The organism is Sinomonas halotolerans (assembly GCF_039615075.1).
GTDB lineage: Bacteria > Actinomycetota > Actinomycetes > Actinomycetales > Micrococcaceae > Sinomonas > Sinomonas halotolerans.
Map to the genome: position 1 here is coordinate 23,371 of NZ_JBDFRB010000010.1, position 14,866 is coordinate 38,236.

Consider the following 14,866-nt stretch of genomic DNA (forward strand, 5'->3'; position numbering starts at 1 on the left):
ACTAACCGACGGACCCTTCCATCTGCAGTTCGATCAGGCGGTTCAGCTCGAGGGCGTACTCCATGGGCAGCTCACGGGCAATCGGCTCGATGAAGCCGCGCACGATCATGGCCATGGCCTCGTCCTCGGGCATGCCGCGGGACATGAGGTAGAAGAGCTGCTCCTCGGACACCCGCGACACGGTGGCCTCGTGGCCGAGCACCACGTCGTCCTCGCGGATGTCGATGTACGGGTACGTGTCCGAACGGGAGATCGTGTCGACGAGCAGTGCGTCGCAGCGGACCGTGTTCGCCGAGTGCTTGGCACCCTCGCGGACCTGGACGAGGCCGCGGTACGCAGCCCGGCCGCCGCCGCGGGCCACCGACTTGGACACGATCGAGGACTTGGTGTTCGGCGCGATGTGGACCATCTTCGAGCCGGTGTCCTGGTGCTGGCCCTCGCCCGCGAACGCGATCGAGAGGGTCTCGCCCTTGGCGTGCTCGCCCACGAGGTACACGGCCGGGTACTTCATGGTGACCTTGGAGCCGATGTTGCCGTCGATCCACTCCATCGTCGCGCCCTCGTGGCACACGGCGCGCTTGGTCACGAGGTTGTAGACGTTCGTGGACCAGTTCTGGATGGTCGTGTAGCGGACGCGGGCGCCCTTCTTCACGATGATCTCGACCACGGCGGAGTGCAACGAGTCGGACGTGTAGATCGGCGCCGTGCAGCCCTCGATGTAGTGCACGTACGAGTCCTCGTCGGCGATGATGAGGGTCCGCTCGAACTGGCCCATGTTCTCCGTGTTGATGCGGAAGTAGGCCTGGAGCGGGATCTCGACGTGGACGCCCTTCGGGACGTACACGAACGAGCCGCCGGACCACACGGCCGTGTTGAGCGAGGCGAACTTGTTGTCGCCCACCGGGATCACGGTCCCGAAGTACTCCTGGAAGATCTCCGGGTGCTCCTTGAGCGCCGTGTCGGTGTCGAGGAAGACCACGCCCTGGGCCTCGAGGTCCTCGCGGATCTGGTGGTACACGACCTCGGACTCGTACTGCGCCGCGACGCCGGCCACGAGGCGCGAGCGCTCGGCCTCCGGGATGCCCAGCTTCTCGTACGTGTTGCGGATGTCCTCGGGGAGGTCCTCCCACGTCTGCGCCTGCTTCTCGGTGGAGCGCACGAAGTACTTGATGTTGTCGAAGTCGATCCCGGAGAGGTCAGCGCCCCACAGCGGCATCGGCTTGCGGTCGAAGTACTTCAGCCCCTTGAGCCGGAGGTCGAGCATCCACTCGGGCTCGCCCTTCTTGGCGGAGATGTCGCGGACCACCTCGGCGTCGAGGCCGCGGCGCGCGTTGGCGCCGGCAACGTCGGCGTCGGCCCAGCCGTACTCGTAGTTGCCGATCCCGTGGAGTTCCGGGTTCTTCTCCAGAATCTCCGAGATCACTGTGGACTCGCCGTCCACGGCCTTGTTCTCGGCCAATCGATCCGTCATCACGGCCTCTCAGTATCGATGGTTTCGTCAGACTGGTGGTGTGCTGCACGCAGAGCCGGCGTCGGCACGCTCACACGCCCTGTGGGGATGTGGGTCGTGCAGACGTGGCCGCCGCGGGCGAGCGTCGAGAGCCGGCGCACGTCCACGCCCAGGAGGCGTGAGAACACCGCCGTCTCGCTCTCGCAGAACTCGGGGAACTCGGCGGCAAGCTGCTGGACGGGGCAGTGCCCCTGGCACAGCTGGACGCTTGCGAGGTGGGCCGGGAGCGGTGCCCTGCCCTGCACGGACGCTGCGGAGGCCACGAAGCCGTCCGCGGTGAGCGCCTCGGCGAGGGCCCGGGAGCGGGCGGCCACGTCGGGACCGGCCGCCTCCATGAGAGGGGCATACCGGCGCTCCATCTCGCCGAACCGCTCGCGTGCGAACTCCTCGACTGCCTCGGGGCCGCCAAGCGACGCCAGACGGGCGAGGGCGCTGCGCGCGATGTCCAGGTAGTCGTCGCCGATAGTCGACTGCCCGCGCGAGGTGAGGACGTAGCGGCGCGCCGGCCGCCCGGCGCCGGTGCCGGAGGTGGCCACCCGCTTGACCTCGACCACGCCGGCCTGGGTCAGGGCGTCGAGGTGGCGCCGCACGGCCGCGGGGGTGACGTTGAGCAGGTCGCCGAGCTCGGCAGCGCTCACGGGGCCGTGCTGGAGCACGGCACTGAGGACGCGGTCACGCGTGCGGTCCTCGGTGTCGGTGCTCGCCTTGAAGGCAGGCTTCGGCCCAGTCACGGAATACACAAAACAATCATTGCCTAATATTCCGCGGGTCTCCAGTAAGGAGAGGCTTATCACGCCGCCCGCGGAACGGGGCAAGGGACCTTGGTCCCGAACCGGCGCTGCCCGACCGTTCCTACTACCCCGCGTAGAATGGACGGGTGCTCACAACCGGTTCACCCTGCCTCGAGATTGCGGGGCTCGTCAAGGATGTCGGCCCGATTCCCACCCTCGACGGCAGGATGAAGCGGGTCCTGGCCGGCGTCGACCTCACCGCGAACGCCGGCGAGATCACGGTGATCCTCGGCGTCAACGGGGCGGGGAAGACCACCACGCTCGAATGCGCCCAGGGCCTCTCCCGCCGCACCGGCGGCACGGTGCGGCTGCTCGGGGAGGATCCCGAGCGGGCTGGGGCCGAGCTGCGGGCCCGGGTGGGCATCATGCTCCAGGAAGGCGGCCTCCCCCCGTCGGCGCGCCCTGTGGCGCTCCTGCGCCACGTCGCCGGCATGTATGCGGACCCGGCGCCGGTCGAGGCCCTCGTGGGGCGCCTCGGCATCGACGAATTCGCGGGCACGAGCATCCGCCGGCTCTCCGGTGGCCAGAAGCAGCGCGTGGCCCTCGCCGCGGCGCTCGTCGGCCGTCCGGACGTCGTCTTCCTCGACGAGCCCAGCGCGGGTCTCGACCCGCAGTCGCGGCAGCTCGTCGTCGGGCTCCTCGAGGAGCTGCGCTCAGACGGTCTGGGCATCATCCTCACCACCCATCTCCTCGACGACGCCGAGCGCCTCGCCGACGTCGTGCACATCCTCGACCGCGGACGCGTCGTCGCGAGCGGCTCGGTCGCCGAGCTGCTCGCCGGCAGGCACGACGCCGCGCGCCGCCTGACGCTGAGGACGGAGCCGGGGCTCCCGCTCGCCGAGGCGTTCGCCGCGGAGCGCCGCCGGCCCTCGGTCACCGAGGGTCCGGCCGGGCACTACACGGTCGACGGCGAGCTCACGAGCGGCGACCTCCTCGCCGTCGCGTCGTGGCTCCACGCGAAGGGGATCCTCCCGCACCGGCTCGAACTGGGGCGGCAGAACCTCGAGGACGTGTTCCTCACGATCGCGGCCGAGTCCGCCGAGGAAGCAGCCAGCGCCCGCGAAGGCCACGCCGCGGAGGAGACCGCGTGAGGGCCGCGGGAATCGCACGGCGCGTGTGGCAGCAGGGGCGCTACGAGACCCTCGCCATGCTGCGCAACGGCGAACAGCTCATCCTCATGCTCGTCCTCCCCCTGCTCGCGCTCGTGGCGCTCGTGATGACGCATTTCATCGACGGGCTCGGCCCGAGCCGTGTGGACGCCGCGGCACCGGGCGTCCTGGCCCTGTGCGCGATGAGCGTCGGCTTCACGGGGCAGGGCATCGCCACCGGGTTCGACCGCCGTTACGGCGTGCTCCGCTTCCTCTCCACCACGCCCCTCGGGCGGGGGGGCCTCATCGCGGGGAAGGTCCTCGCGGTCCTCGTCGTCCTCGGCGTGCAGACCGTCGTCGTCGGTGGCACTGCCGCCCTGCTCGGGTGGCGCCCTTCCCCCGAGGCGATCGCCCTCGGCCTGCCCCTCCTCGCCCTCGGCGCCGCAGCGTTCACCGCGCTGGGCCTGCTCATCGCTGGGACCGCGCGCCCCGAGGCAACCCTCGCGGTGACCAATCTGGTGTGGATCCTGCTCGGGGCCTTCGGCGGCATGGTGCTGCCGGCCTCGCGGCTCCCCGCGGCCCTCGAGCCCGTGGTCCCCTACCTTCCCTCTGGCGCCCTCGGCGATGCGCTGCGCTCAGCGGCCCTCGAGGGCGCCTTCAACGTCCACGCCGCCGTGGTCCTCGCCCTCTGGGCGGCGGCCTCCGGCGCCGCCGCCACCCGCTGGTTCCGATGGAGCTGATCTGAAATGACCGCTACTGGCCACTCCCCCCTCACGCGCCTCGCCGCGCGGCTCCCCCGCGCGGTGGACCGCCGGGTCCGGGCCCTGTCGATCGCGTCGCTGATCGGCCAGACCGTCCTCATCGGGACGGGCGGCGCCGTCCGGCTCACCGCTTCCGGGCTGGGCTGCCCCACGTGGCCGCGCTGCACCGCCGAGTCCCTCGCGGCGACCCCCGAGATGGGCATCCACGGTGTCATCGAGTTCGGCAACCGGCTCCTCACGTTCGCCCTCGCCGCAGTGGCGCTCGCTATGCTCGTCATGCTGTGGAACCTGCGCAAGGAGCGCAAGGACCTCTTCTGGCTCGCCGCTGCCCTCCTGGGCAGCATCCCCGCCCAGGCGGTCATCGGCGGCATCACCGTGCTGACCCAGCTCAACCCCTGGGTCGTGGGGCTGCACTTCCTCGTCTCGATGGCCCTCGTCGTGGTCGCCATGCTCCTCGTCAACCGGACGTTCGGCCGCACCGGCCGGTTCATGGACCGGACACTGCCCGCCCTCCCCGGGGCCGCGGCGCCTGCGGCGATCGCCACGGCGGCGGCCGCCGCAGCCGCGGTGGTGCTCGGCGTCGTCGTCACCGGCGCGGGGCCCCACGCAGGCGACGCCGATGCCCCCCGCAACGGCCTCGACTGGGACCTGTTCTCGCACATCCACGCCGTGCCCGCCTACCTCGTGCTCTTCGGCGCGCTCTTCGCCGTCTGGACCGCGGTGCGCGCACGGGCCCATGGGGCCTACCGCTCAGGCGCGGTCACCCTGCTCGTCCTGACACTCCTGCAGGCCGCCCTCGGCATCACCCAGTACTACACGGGCATCCCCGCGCTCCTCGTGGGCACGCACATGGTCGTCGCCGCGCTGCTCATGGCCGCAGCCGTGAACGTCGCCGACCTCGCCCGGCACAGTCCGCGGGCCTGAAACCCACGCACGCCGCAAGAACAGCAAGGGCCGCACCCGCCGGGTGCGGCCCTTGCTGTGTCCAGGATCTGCGTGGGCGCTATCCCGCGATGATCGGGGCGCCCACGAACGGGTCGACTGCGAGGGCCAGGAAGAGCACGGTCAGGTAGCTGATCGAGCCGTGGAAGACCTTCATGGCCTTCTTGTCCTCGATCTCCTCGCGCTGCGCGCGGGCGTAGAGGGCATGGGACTCGTAGAGGAACCAGGCGCCGGTGAGCACGGCGGCGGTGGTGTAGACCCACCCGGCCCCGCCGAGCGGGACCATGAGCAGCGAGCAGATGACCATCGCCCACGCGTACAGGACCACCTGCACGGCGACGATCTTGGCACCGGCCACAGCGCCGAGCATCGGCACGTTGGCATTGCGGTAGTCCTCGCCGTAGCGCATTGACAGAGGCCAGTAGTGCGGCGGCGTCCAGAGGAAGATCACCATGAAGAGGATCACTGCCGGCCACTCGACCGTGTTGGTCACGGCGGCCCAGGCGATGAGGACGGGGAAGCAGCCGGCCGCGCCGCCCCACACAATGTTCTGGGCCGTGCGGCGCTTGAGGATCAGTGAGTAGATGACCACGTAGAAGAAGATGGCCGCCGCGCCGAGCACCGACGAGAGCGGATTGGCGCCGAACCAGAGGATCGCGAGCGAGGCGATGCCGAGCAGCCATGCGAAGGCGAGGGCCTCGCGGGGCGTGACCTCCCCCGTGACGAGGGGCCGGTTCTCCGTGCGCCGCATGAGGCGGTCGATGTCGCGGTCGATGTAGCAGTTGAACGCGCCCGCGCTGCCGGCGGCGAAGGCCCCGCCCACCATGGTGGCGATGATGAGTCCGATCGACGGGAAGCCGCGCTCGGCGTAGATCATGGTCGGGAGCGTGCTGACGAGCAGCAGCTCGATGACCCGGGGCTTCGTGAGCGCGACGTATGCCTTGAGCTTGCGGCGCAGGCCCGGCCGCGCCGGGCTCGACGGGACGGTGGCAGGTGCGTCTGCTGTGCTCACGGGCGTGCGACTCTGTTTCTACTCGGGATCACGGGGCCACCGGATCCCGACAGGCCTGCCGCGCAGGCCCCGGGTCCTCGGGGACCGGCCTCCATCATACCGGTCGGGGCGAGTCAGCCCGAGCCGAACATCATAGGCCGAGATTGCGCCCCGGGCGACACCGTCCGCGTTCACAGTCCGGAATATCGCGGCAATTTTTGGCCATCCCTCTCTCACCGAGGGACCGCGTGGCTAGTATGTGAGCTGGACGCCCCGCTTCTGCACAGCAGGCCGGACCTGCCCCGGAACCATCTGGGGGCCGGCGTGCGCGCAATGGCCGAGGCAATGCTGCCAGGCCTGTCCGCCAGCGGGCGGGAGCATCCGTGAGACAACGTTTCGATGGTGAACGGCTGGCAGACTTCCGCGGGCCCACCGTTCGCACGGGCTCATCGGAAGCTGCACGCCGTCAGCAATGGAGAGGGGCTCGGTCTTCGTGCCTGCTGTGGATGTGCAAGAACTGACGTGGACGGATCTGGACCGCAAGGCGGTGGACACGGTGCGTGTCCTGGCGGCGGATGCCGTGCAGAAGGTGGGCAACGGGCACCCGGGCACGGCGATGAGCCTGGCCCCGGCGGCGTACCTGCTGTTCCAGAAGCTCATGCGGCACGACCCCTCGGACCCGGCGTGGATCGGCCGCGACCGGTTCATCCTCTCCCCCGGGCACTCCTCCCTGACCCTGTACATCCAGCTGTTCCTGGCCGGGTACGGCCTCGAGGTCGAGGACCTCCAGGCGCTGCGCACATGGGGCTCGGCCACCCCGGGCCACCCGGAGTACAAGCACACCGCGGGCGTGGAGATCACCACCGGGCCGCTGGGCCAGGGCCTGGCGTCCTCGGTCGGCTTCGCCTACTCCCAGCGCCGCGAGCGGGGCCTCTACGATCCGCAGGCCGCCGCGGGCGAGTCCCCGTTCGACCACACCGTGTGGGTCATCGCCTCCGACGGCGACCTCCAGGAAGGCGTGACGGCCGAGGCCTCCTCTCTGGCCGGGCACCAGGAGCTGGGCAACCTCGTGGTCATCTACGACGAGAACCACATCTCGATCGAGGACGACACCGACATCGCCTTCACCGAGGACGTCCTGAAGCGCTACGAGGCCTACGGGTGGCACACCCAGCGGGTGGACTGGACCGCCACGGGCGAGTACGCCGAGGACGTCCACGCCCTCTACGACGCCCTCGTCACGGCCAAGGCCGAGACCGGCCGCCCCTCGATCATCTCCCTTCGCACCATCATCGGCTGGCCGGCGCCGAACAAGCAGAACACCGGCAAGATCCACGGCTCCGCCCTGGGCGCCGAGGAGGTCGCCGCGCTCAAGGGCGTCCTGGGCTTCGACCCGGAGAAGTCCTTCGAGGTCGACCCCGAGGTCCTGGCCCACACCCGCGGCGCCCTCGAGCGCGGTCGCTCCGAGCGCGCCGCGTGGCAGGAGTCCTTCGACGCCTGGAAGAACGCGAACGCCGAGGCCGCGGAGCTGCAGGCCCGCATCGAGGCCCGCGAGCTGCCCGCTGGCTGGGAGGAGTCCCTGCCCGAGTTCCCGGCCGGGAAGGACGTCTCGACCCGCGCCGCCTCCGGCAAGGTGCTCAACGCGATCGGGCCCGTGCTCCCCGAGCTCTGGGGCGGCTCGGCGGACCTGGCCGAGTCGAACAACACCACGATCGAGGGCTCGCCGTCGTTCATCCCCTCCTCCCGCTCGACCGCGGCGTGGAAGGGCAACCCGTACGGCCGGGTGCTGCACTTCGGCATCCGCGAGCACGCCGCGGCCTCGATCGTCAACGGCATCACCCTCGGCGGGAAGACCAGGGCGTTCTCGGGCACGTTCCTGATCTTCTCCGACTACCAGCGCCCCGCGATCCGCCTCTCGGCGCTCATGGGCATCCCCTCGACCTACGTGTGGACGCACGACTCGATCGGCCTGGGCGAGGACGGCCCGACCCACCAGCCGGTCGAGCAGCTCGCGTCGCTGCGCGCTGTCCCGGGCCTGGACGTCGTCCGCCCCGCGGACGCCAATGAGACCGCATGGGCGTGGAAGACGATCCTGGAGAACACTGCCAACCCGGCCGGCATCGTCCTGACCCGCCAGAACCTCCCGGTCTGGGAGCGCGGCCAGGGCGCGTTCGGCGACGCCGCAGGCACGGCCCGGGGCGCCTACGTCCTGGCCGAGGCCCAGCGCGACGGGGCCGAGGCCGCCCCGGACGTGGTCCTGATCGCGACCGGCTCCGAGGTCCAGCTCGCCGTCGAGGCCCGCGCGTCCCTGGCCGCCGAGGGCATCGCGGCCCGGGTCGTGTCCATGCCGTGCGTGGAGTGGTTCAAGGCCCAGGACCCCGCCTACCGCGAGTCCGTCCTCCCGTCCTCGGTGAAGGCCCGCGTCTCGGTCGAGGCCGGCCTGGCGCTGGGCTGGGCCGAATTCGTCGGCGACGCCGGGCGCAGCATCAGCCTCGAGCACTACGGCGCCTCGGCCGACTACAAGACCCTCTTCCGCGAGTTCGGCATCACCGCCGAGGCCGTCGCCGCCGCGGCGAAGGACTCCATCGCCTCCGCGACCGCCTGACCCGCACCGACCCTCATCAGGAGCAGCACCATGACCACCCCCACCCAGGCACTCTCCGACGCCGGCGTCTCGATCTGGCTCGACGACCTCTCCCGCTCCCGCCTCACCGACGGCTCGCTCAAGGCCCTCATCGAGGAGAAGAACGTCGTGGGCGTGACCACGAACCCGACGATCTTCCACCTGGCCATCACCAAGGGCCACGGCTACGACGCCCAGCTCGCCGAGCTCGCCGCCGCCGGCGCCGACGTCGAGCACGCCGTGTTCGAGCTGACCACCGCCGACGTCGCCGACGCGTGCGACCTCTTCGCCCCCGTCGCCGAGGCCACCGGCGGCGTCGACGGCCGCGTCTCGATCGAGGTCGATCCGCGCCTGGCGTGGGACACCGCCGCGACGATCGCAGAGGCGAAGAAGCTGCACGCCAAGGTCGGCAGGGACAACGTGCACATCAAGATCCCCGCGACCCTCGAAGGCCTCGAGGCCATCACCGAGACCCTCGGCGCCGGGATCAGCGTCAACGTGACCCTCATCTTCTCCCTGACCCGCTACCGCGCCGTGGTCAACGCCTACCTCCTGGGCCTGGAGAAGGCCAAGGCCAACGGCCACGACCTGTCCCAGATCCACTCCGTGGCCTCGTTCTTCGTCTCCCGCGTGGACACCGAGATCGACAGGCGCCTCGAGGCCATCGGCACCGAGGAGGCCGCCGCGCTCAAGGGCCAGGCCGGCCTCGCCAACGCCCGCCTGGCCTACCAGGTCTACCAGGAGGAGTTCTCCTCCGAGCGGTTCAGGCTCCTCGCCGACGCCGGTGCCCGCCCCCAGCGCCCGCTCTGGGCCTCCACCGGGGTCAAGGACCCGAACCTGCCCGACACCCTCTACGTCACCGGCCTGGTCGCCCCCGGCGTCGTGAACACCATGCCCGAGAAGACCCTCGAGGCCACCTACGACCACGCCCAGGTCACGGGCGACACCGTCACCGGCACCTACGCCGAGGCCAACGCCCACCTCGACGCCCTCGCCGCGCTCGGCATCGACTACAACGACGTCGTCGCCGTCCTCGAGTCCGAGGGCCTGGAGAAGTTCGTCGCCTCCTGGAACGAGCTCCTCGGCGACATCGAGGCCGGCCTCGCCCAGGCCTCCGCCGCCAAGGGGGTCTGAGCATGAGCGCACTCTCCTTCGACGCGACGGGCGCGGCCCGGGCCGCCGTCGAGGCGCACGCTGCTGCCCTCGCGGACGACGCCGTTGCCAGCCGGATCTTCGCCAAGGACCACACGCTGTGGGGTACGGAGGCGGAGGAGGAGTCGGCCAAGCGCCTCGGCTGGGTCGAGGCGGCCACCGTCTCGCAGCCACTTGTGGCGGACATCCTCACCCTGCGCGACGAGCTGCGCGGCGAGGGGATCGACCGGATCGTGCTCTGCGGGATGGGCGGCTCCTCGCTCGCCCCCGAGGTCATCACGGCGACGGCGGGTGTGCCCCTCGTCGTCCTCGACTCGACCGACCCTGAGCAGGTCCGTGCCGCCCTCGACGAGCGCCTCGAGGCCACGGCCATCGTCGTGTCCTCGAAGTCCGGCTCGACTGCGGAGACTGATTCGCAGCGACGCGCCTTCGAGGCCGCGTTCACGGCGGCCGGCATCGACGCGACGCGCCGCATCATCATCGTGACCGACCCGGGCTCGCCGCTCGACGCAGCGAGCCGCGAGGCGGGCTACCGAGCGGTGTTCAACGCCGACCCGACCGTTGGCGGCCGCTACTCCGCCCTCACGGCGTTCGGCCTCGTGCCCTCGGGCCTGGCGGGCGTCGACATCCAGGCCCTCCTCGACGAGGCCGAGGAGGCCGCCGAGCTCCTGCGCGAGGACTCCGCGGACAACATCGGCCTCCAGCTCGGCGCAGCCCTCGGCGGCACGTCCCCGCTCCGGGACAAGATCGTGATCGTCGAGGACGGCTCCGGGATCGCGGGCTTCGCAGACTGGGCCGAGCAGCTCATCGCCGAGTCGACCGGCAAGATCGGCCGCGGCGTGCTGCCGGTCGTGGCGTCCGTGGACTCCCCCGAGGTCTCCTCGGGCGCTGACGACGTCCTCGTCGTACGCCTGGTCTCGGCCGACGCCGACCCGCAGGTGGGTGCCCACGAGGTCGCCGTGGGCGGCGGGCTCGCTGCCCAGATGCTGCTGTGGGAGTTCGCGACTGCCGTCGCGGGCCGGCTGCTCGGCATCAACCCCTTCGACCAGCCTGACGTCGAGGCCGCCAAGGTCGCAGCCCGCGGCCTCCTGGACGCGCGTCCTGAGCCGACCCCGGCCGTCTTCACAGAGGGCTCCGTCGAGGTCCGCGGGGGCGAGTGGCTCGACGGCGCCGCAACGGTCACCGAGGCCGTCCGCGCAGTGCTCGGCGAGCTGGGCGAGGACGGATACGTGAGCGTCCAGGCGTACCTCGACCGTCTCGCGTTCGGTGAACTCGAGCAGGTCCGCGACGCGCTTGCCGCCGCGACCGGCCGCCCGGCCACGTTCGGCTGGGGGCCGCGCTTCCTGCACTCGACCGGCCAGTACCACAAGGGCGGACCGGCCGTGGGGGTTTTCCTCCAGATCACCGCGGACGCGGACGAGGACGTGGACATCCCCGGCAGGCCCTTCACCTTCGGCGAGCTCATCGCCGCGCAGGCGGCGGGAGACGCGCAGGTGCTCGCCGAGCATGGCCGTCCCGTCCTGCGCCTGCACCTCACCGACCGCAGGGCCGGCGTCGAGAAGGTCCTCGAGACTGCAGCCTCGCTGCGGGCACAGGCCTGATCCGGCCCCTACACGAAAGCAGAGTATGCCTGTCAACGAGAACGGCGCTGTGAAGCGGCCGGCGAACCCCCTGCGCGATCCGCGGGACCGCCGGCTCAACCGCATCGCCGGGCCGTCGTCGCTCGTCCTCTTCGGGGTGACGGGCGACCTCGCCCGCAAGAAGCTCATGCCGGCCGTGTACGACCTCGCCAACCGCGGCCTCCTCCCTCCGAGCTTCGCGCTTGTCGGGTTCGCCCGGAGGGACTGGGAGCGCGAGGACTTCGCCGAGGAGGTCAAGGAGTCCGTCAAGGCGTACGCCCGGACCCCCTTCGACGAGAACGTGTGGGCCCAGCTGAACGAGGGCGTGCGGTTCGTCCAGGGTTCGTTCGACGACGACGAGGCGTTCCTGCGCCTCAAGGACACGATCGACGACCTCGACGAGAAGCGCGGGACGCGCGGGAACCACGCGTTCTACCTCTCGATCCCGCCCAAGGCCTTCGAGCAGGTCTGCCGCCAGCTCTCCAAGCACGGGCTCGCGCAGGCCGAGGAGGGCAAGTGGCGCCGCGTGGTCATCGAGAAGCCGTTCGGGCACGACCTCGCCTCGGCGCGCAAGCTCAACGAGATCGTCGAATCCGTGTTCCCCGCCGACGCGGTGTTCCGGATCGACCACTACCTCGGCAAGGAGACGGTCCAGAACATCCTGGCCCTCCGGTTCGCGAACCAGCTCTTCGAGCCCCTGTGGAACGCGAACTACGTGGACCATGTGCAGATCACGATGGCCGAGGACATCGGGACCGGCGGCCGCGCGGGCTACTACGACGGCGTCGGCGCAGCCCGCGACGTGATCCAGAACCACCTGCTCCAGCTGCTCGCGCTCACGGCCATGGAGGAGCCCATCTCGTTCGACGCCGACCACCTGCGCGCGGAGAAGGAGAAGGTGCTCGCCGCCGTCCGGCTCCCCGAGGACCTCTCGACCCACTCGGCCCGCGGCCAGTTCGCGGGCGGCTGGCAGGGCGGCGAGCTGGTGCAGGGCTATCTCGAGGAGGAGGGCATCCCCGCCGACTCGACCACCGAGACGTACGCCGCGATCCGCCTGGACATCAACACGCGCCGCTGGGCGGGAGTCCCGTTCTACCTCCGGGCGGGCAAGCGGCTGGGACGCCGGGTGACCGAGATCGCCGTCGTCTTCAAGAAGGCGCCGAACCTCCTGTTCCTCGACCAGGCCGACGCCGACTTCGGCCAGAACGCCGTGGTGATCCGCGTCCAGCCTGACGAGGGCGCGACCATCCGCTTCGGGTCCAAGGTGCCGGGGACGCAGATGGAGGTGCGCGACGTGAGCATGGACTTCGGCTACGGCCATGCGTTCACGGAGTCATCCCCCGAGGCGTACGAGCGCCTCATCCTCGACGTGCTGCTCGGCGAGCCCCCGCTGTTCCCGCGGCACGAGGAGGTCGAGCTCTCGTGGAAGATCCTCGACCCGTTCGAGGACTACTGGGCCGGGACGGGTGAGCAGCCCGAGCCCTACGCCCCCGGAAGCTGGGGCCCGGCGTCCGCGGACGCCCTCCTGGCCCGTGACGGACGTTCCTGGAGGCGGCCATGATCATCGACCTGCCCAACACCACCACCTCGAAGATCTCCAAGGAGCTCACCAACCTGCGCCACCGCGGCGGGGCCGTTGCCCTCGGCAGGGTGCTCACGCTCGTGGTCATCACCAAGCATGGGTTCGAGGAGGAGGCGATCGAGGCCGCCAACCAGGCCAGCCGCGAGCACCCCTGCCGCATCATCGTCCTCGTGGACTCGGGGCGGGAGTCCGCCGACCGGCTCGACGGCCAGATCCGTGTGGGCGGCGACGCCGGCGCGTCGGAGGTCATCGTCCTGCGCGGCTACGGCAGGCTCGCCGAGGAGAGCGAGTCGCTCGTCGCAGCGCTGCTCCTCCCTGACGCGCCGATCGTGGCGTGGTGGCCCCACGGTGCCCCCCGCAATGCCGGGGCGACCTCGATCGGACGCATCGCCCATCGCCGGATCACGGACTCCGGCAACGAGTCCGACCCGACGGCCGCGCTCTTCCACCTCCGGGAGACGTACAGCGCAGGGGACACGGACCTCGCATGGACCCGCCTGACCAACTGGCGGATCCAGCTCGCGGCGGCCCTGGACCAGGCAGACTCGAGCCCGGTCACGGCAGTCACCGTGGAGGGCGCCTCGGATTCGCCCAGCACGGTCCTCCTCGCGTCCTGGCTCGCCCTCGCGCTCGGCACGCCGGTCACGATCGTCGCGGACCCCGCCGGGACCGGCATCCGCCGGGTCCGGCTGCACCGCGCGGCGGGGGACATCCAGCTCTACCGGCCGGGCCTCACGGTCGCCGAGCTGACGCAGCCGGACCAGCCGGCGCAGCGGATTGCCCTCCCGCGGCGGAGTCTGCAAGACTGCCTCTCCGAAGAACTGCGCAGGCTCGATCCGGACGAGGTCTTCGGTGAAGTCCTCGCATCGGGTCTCGCGCGCACCAACCTGAGGAGTGTGCAGCCGAGTGAGCGCTGATCCCCGTGTGAGCATCCATCCCGACTCGTCAGTCCTCCTCGCGGCGATCGCAGCCCGGCTCATCACGAAGCTCGTGGATGTGCAGGACCGGTACGGCGAGGCGACTGTCGTGCTCACTGGCGGCAGCATGGGCATCGGCACGCTGCGCGCCGTGGCGGAGTCCCCGGCGTGCCCGGCCGTCGACTGGTCGAAGGTCAACGTCTGGTGGGGCGACGAGCGCTTCGTCGACGCGGACTCGGACGAGCGCAACAGCCGCCAGGCCGCCGAGGCGCTCCTCGACGCGCTCCCGTTCGCCCCGGAGCGGGTGCACGTGCCGGGCGCCGCGGGAGACTTCGCCACGGCGGACGACGCCGCAGCGGACTATGAGCGCCGCCTCGCCGAGGCTGCGGCTGCGGAGCATGCGGCCGACTACTCGGACGCCCGGCCGGACGCGCCGGGACGTCTCCCCCGGTTCGACATCCTCCTGCTCGGCGTGGGGCCGGACGCCCATATCGCCTCCCTGTTCCCCGAGATGGCGGGAATCCGGGAGACCCAGCGGCTCGTCGTGGGAGTCGAGAACGCGCCGAAGCCGCCGCCTTCGCGCATCTCCCTCACGCTCCCGGCCATCAAGTCGGCGCAGGAAGTGTGGATGGTCGTGGCGGGCGAGGACAAGGCTGGCGCGGTCGGGCTCGCCCTCGCCGGGGCCGGCCATGTCCAGGTCCCCGCTGCCGGTGCTCGCGGCCGGTCGCGAACGCTCTGGCTCATCGACGCCGCCGCGGCGGCCAAGGTCCCCGAGGAACTGGTCCGCAAGGAGCCCGCCTCGGCCTGACGGCACCCCCGTCCGGGCTCGCCGACCGCTTGGAGCCCGGGCTCCGGGCCCCCGGGCCCCGGGCTCGTCCGGGACAGCAGAA

At 71.1% G+C, this 14,866-nt stretch carries 12 protein-coding genes; 9 read left to right on the plus strand and 3 right to left on the minus strand.

Features of this window, described 5'->3' with window-relative positions; genetic code table 11:
- Position 1: 1 nt before the first annotated feature.
- Positions 2-1,471, minus strand: coding sequence for a Fe-S cluster assembly protein SufB (gene sufB / locus ABCQ75_RS11610; RefSeq protein WP_345885535.1), 1,470 nt, complete (start codon positions 1,469-1,471; stop codon positions 2-4).
- Complete coding sequence (locus tag ABCQ75_RS11615) at positions 1,471-2,250, minus strand: helix-turn-helix transcriptional regulator (protein WP_427916091.1); 780 nt, start codon at positions 2,248-2,250, stop codon at positions 1,471-1,473. Before ABCQ75_RS11615 ends, sufB begins: the two co-directional genes overlap by 1 nt.
- 137 nt (positions 2,251-2,387) lie before the next feature.
- Between ABCQ75_RS11615 and ABCQ75_RS11620 the strand changes: the two genes are divergently transcribed.
- From ABCQ75_RS11620 to ABCQ75_RS11630, 3 genes are read left to right on the plus strand one after another with little or no spacing between them, the layout of a single operon-like run.
- Positions 2,388-3,392 carry an ABC transporter ATP-binding protein gene (locus ABCQ75_RS11620; RefSeq protein WP_345885537.1) on the plus strand — a complete coding sequence of 335 codons (1,005 nt, stop codon included), beginning with the start codon at positions 2,388-2,390 and terminating at the stop codon, positions 3,390-3,392.
- On the plus strand, positions 3,389-4,129 hold the full coding sequence (locus ABCQ75_RS11625) for an ABC transporter permease (protein WP_345885538.1): 741 nt from the start codon (positions 3,389-3,391) through the stop codon (positions 4,127-4,129). The genes ABCQ75_RS11620 and ABCQ75_RS11625 overlap by 4 nt, the downstream gene beginning before the upstream one ends.
- 6 nt (positions 4,130-4,135) lie before the next feature.
- A complete protein-coding gene (locus tag ABCQ75_RS11630; RefSeq protein WP_345885539.1) occupies positions 4,136-5,074 on the plus strand; it encodes a COX15/CtaA family protein in 939 nt (312 codons plus the stop codon).
- A 79-nt stretch (positions 5,075-5,153) separates the two neighbouring features.
- On the opposite strand, the gene ABCQ75_RS11635 is transcribed toward ABCQ75_RS11630, so the two are convergent.
- Positions 5,154-6,104, minus strand: a complete 951-nt coding sequence (locus tag ABCQ75_RS11635) for a heme o synthase (protein WP_345885540.1) — start codon at positions 6,102-6,104, stop codon at positions 5,154-5,156.
- Positions 6,105-6,555: 451 nt separating this feature from the next.
- On the opposite strand from ABCQ75_RS11635, the gene tkt reads away from it, so the two are divergent.
- Genes tkt through pgl form a run of 6 tightly spaced genes read left to right on the plus strand, consistent with a single transcriptional unit; the run spans position 6,556 to position 14,784 of the window.
- Positions 6,556-8,688 (plus strand): transketolase, encoded by a 2,133-nt coding sequence (tkt, locus tag ABCQ75_RS11640; RefSeq protein WP_345885541.1) that lies wholly within the window; start codon positions 6,556-6,558, stop codon positions 8,686-8,688.
- Positions 8,689-8,718: 30 nt separating this feature from the next.
- Positions 8,719-9,840, plus strand: coding sequence for a transaldolase (tal, locus tag ABCQ75_RS11645; protein WP_345885542.1), 1,122 nt, complete (start codon positions 8,719-8,721; stop codon positions 9,838-9,840).
- A gap of 2 nt (positions 9,841-9,842) precedes the next feature.
- Positions 9,843-11,459 carry a glucose-6-phosphate isomerase gene (locus ABCQ75_RS11650; protein WP_345885543.1) on the plus strand — a complete coding sequence of 539 codons (1,617 nt, stop codon included), beginning with the start codon at positions 9,843-9,845 and terminating at the stop codon, positions 11,457-11,459.
- A 25-nt stretch (positions 11,460-11,484) separates the two neighbouring features.
- A complete protein-coding gene (zwf, locus tag ABCQ75_RS11655; RefSeq protein WP_345885544.1) occupies positions 11,485-13,038 on the plus strand; it encodes a glucose-6-phosphate dehydrogenase in 1,554 nt (517 codons plus the stop codon).
- Complete coding sequence (locus ABCQ75_RS11660) at positions 13,035-13,976, plus strand: glucose-6-phosphate dehydrogenase assembly protein OpcA (protein WP_345885545.1); 942 nt, start codon at positions 13,035-13,037, stop codon at positions 13,974-13,976. The genes zwf and ABCQ75_RS11660 overlap by 4 nt, the downstream gene beginning before the upstream one ends.
- Positions 13,966-14,784, plus strand: coding sequence for a 6-phosphogluconolactonase (gene pgl / locus ABCQ75_RS11665; RefSeq protein ID WP_345885546.1), 819 nt, complete (start codon positions 13,966-13,968; stop codon positions 14,782-14,784). Before ABCQ75_RS11660 ends, pgl begins: the two co-directional genes overlap by 11 nt.
- Positions 14,785-14,866: the final 82 nt, after the last annotated feature.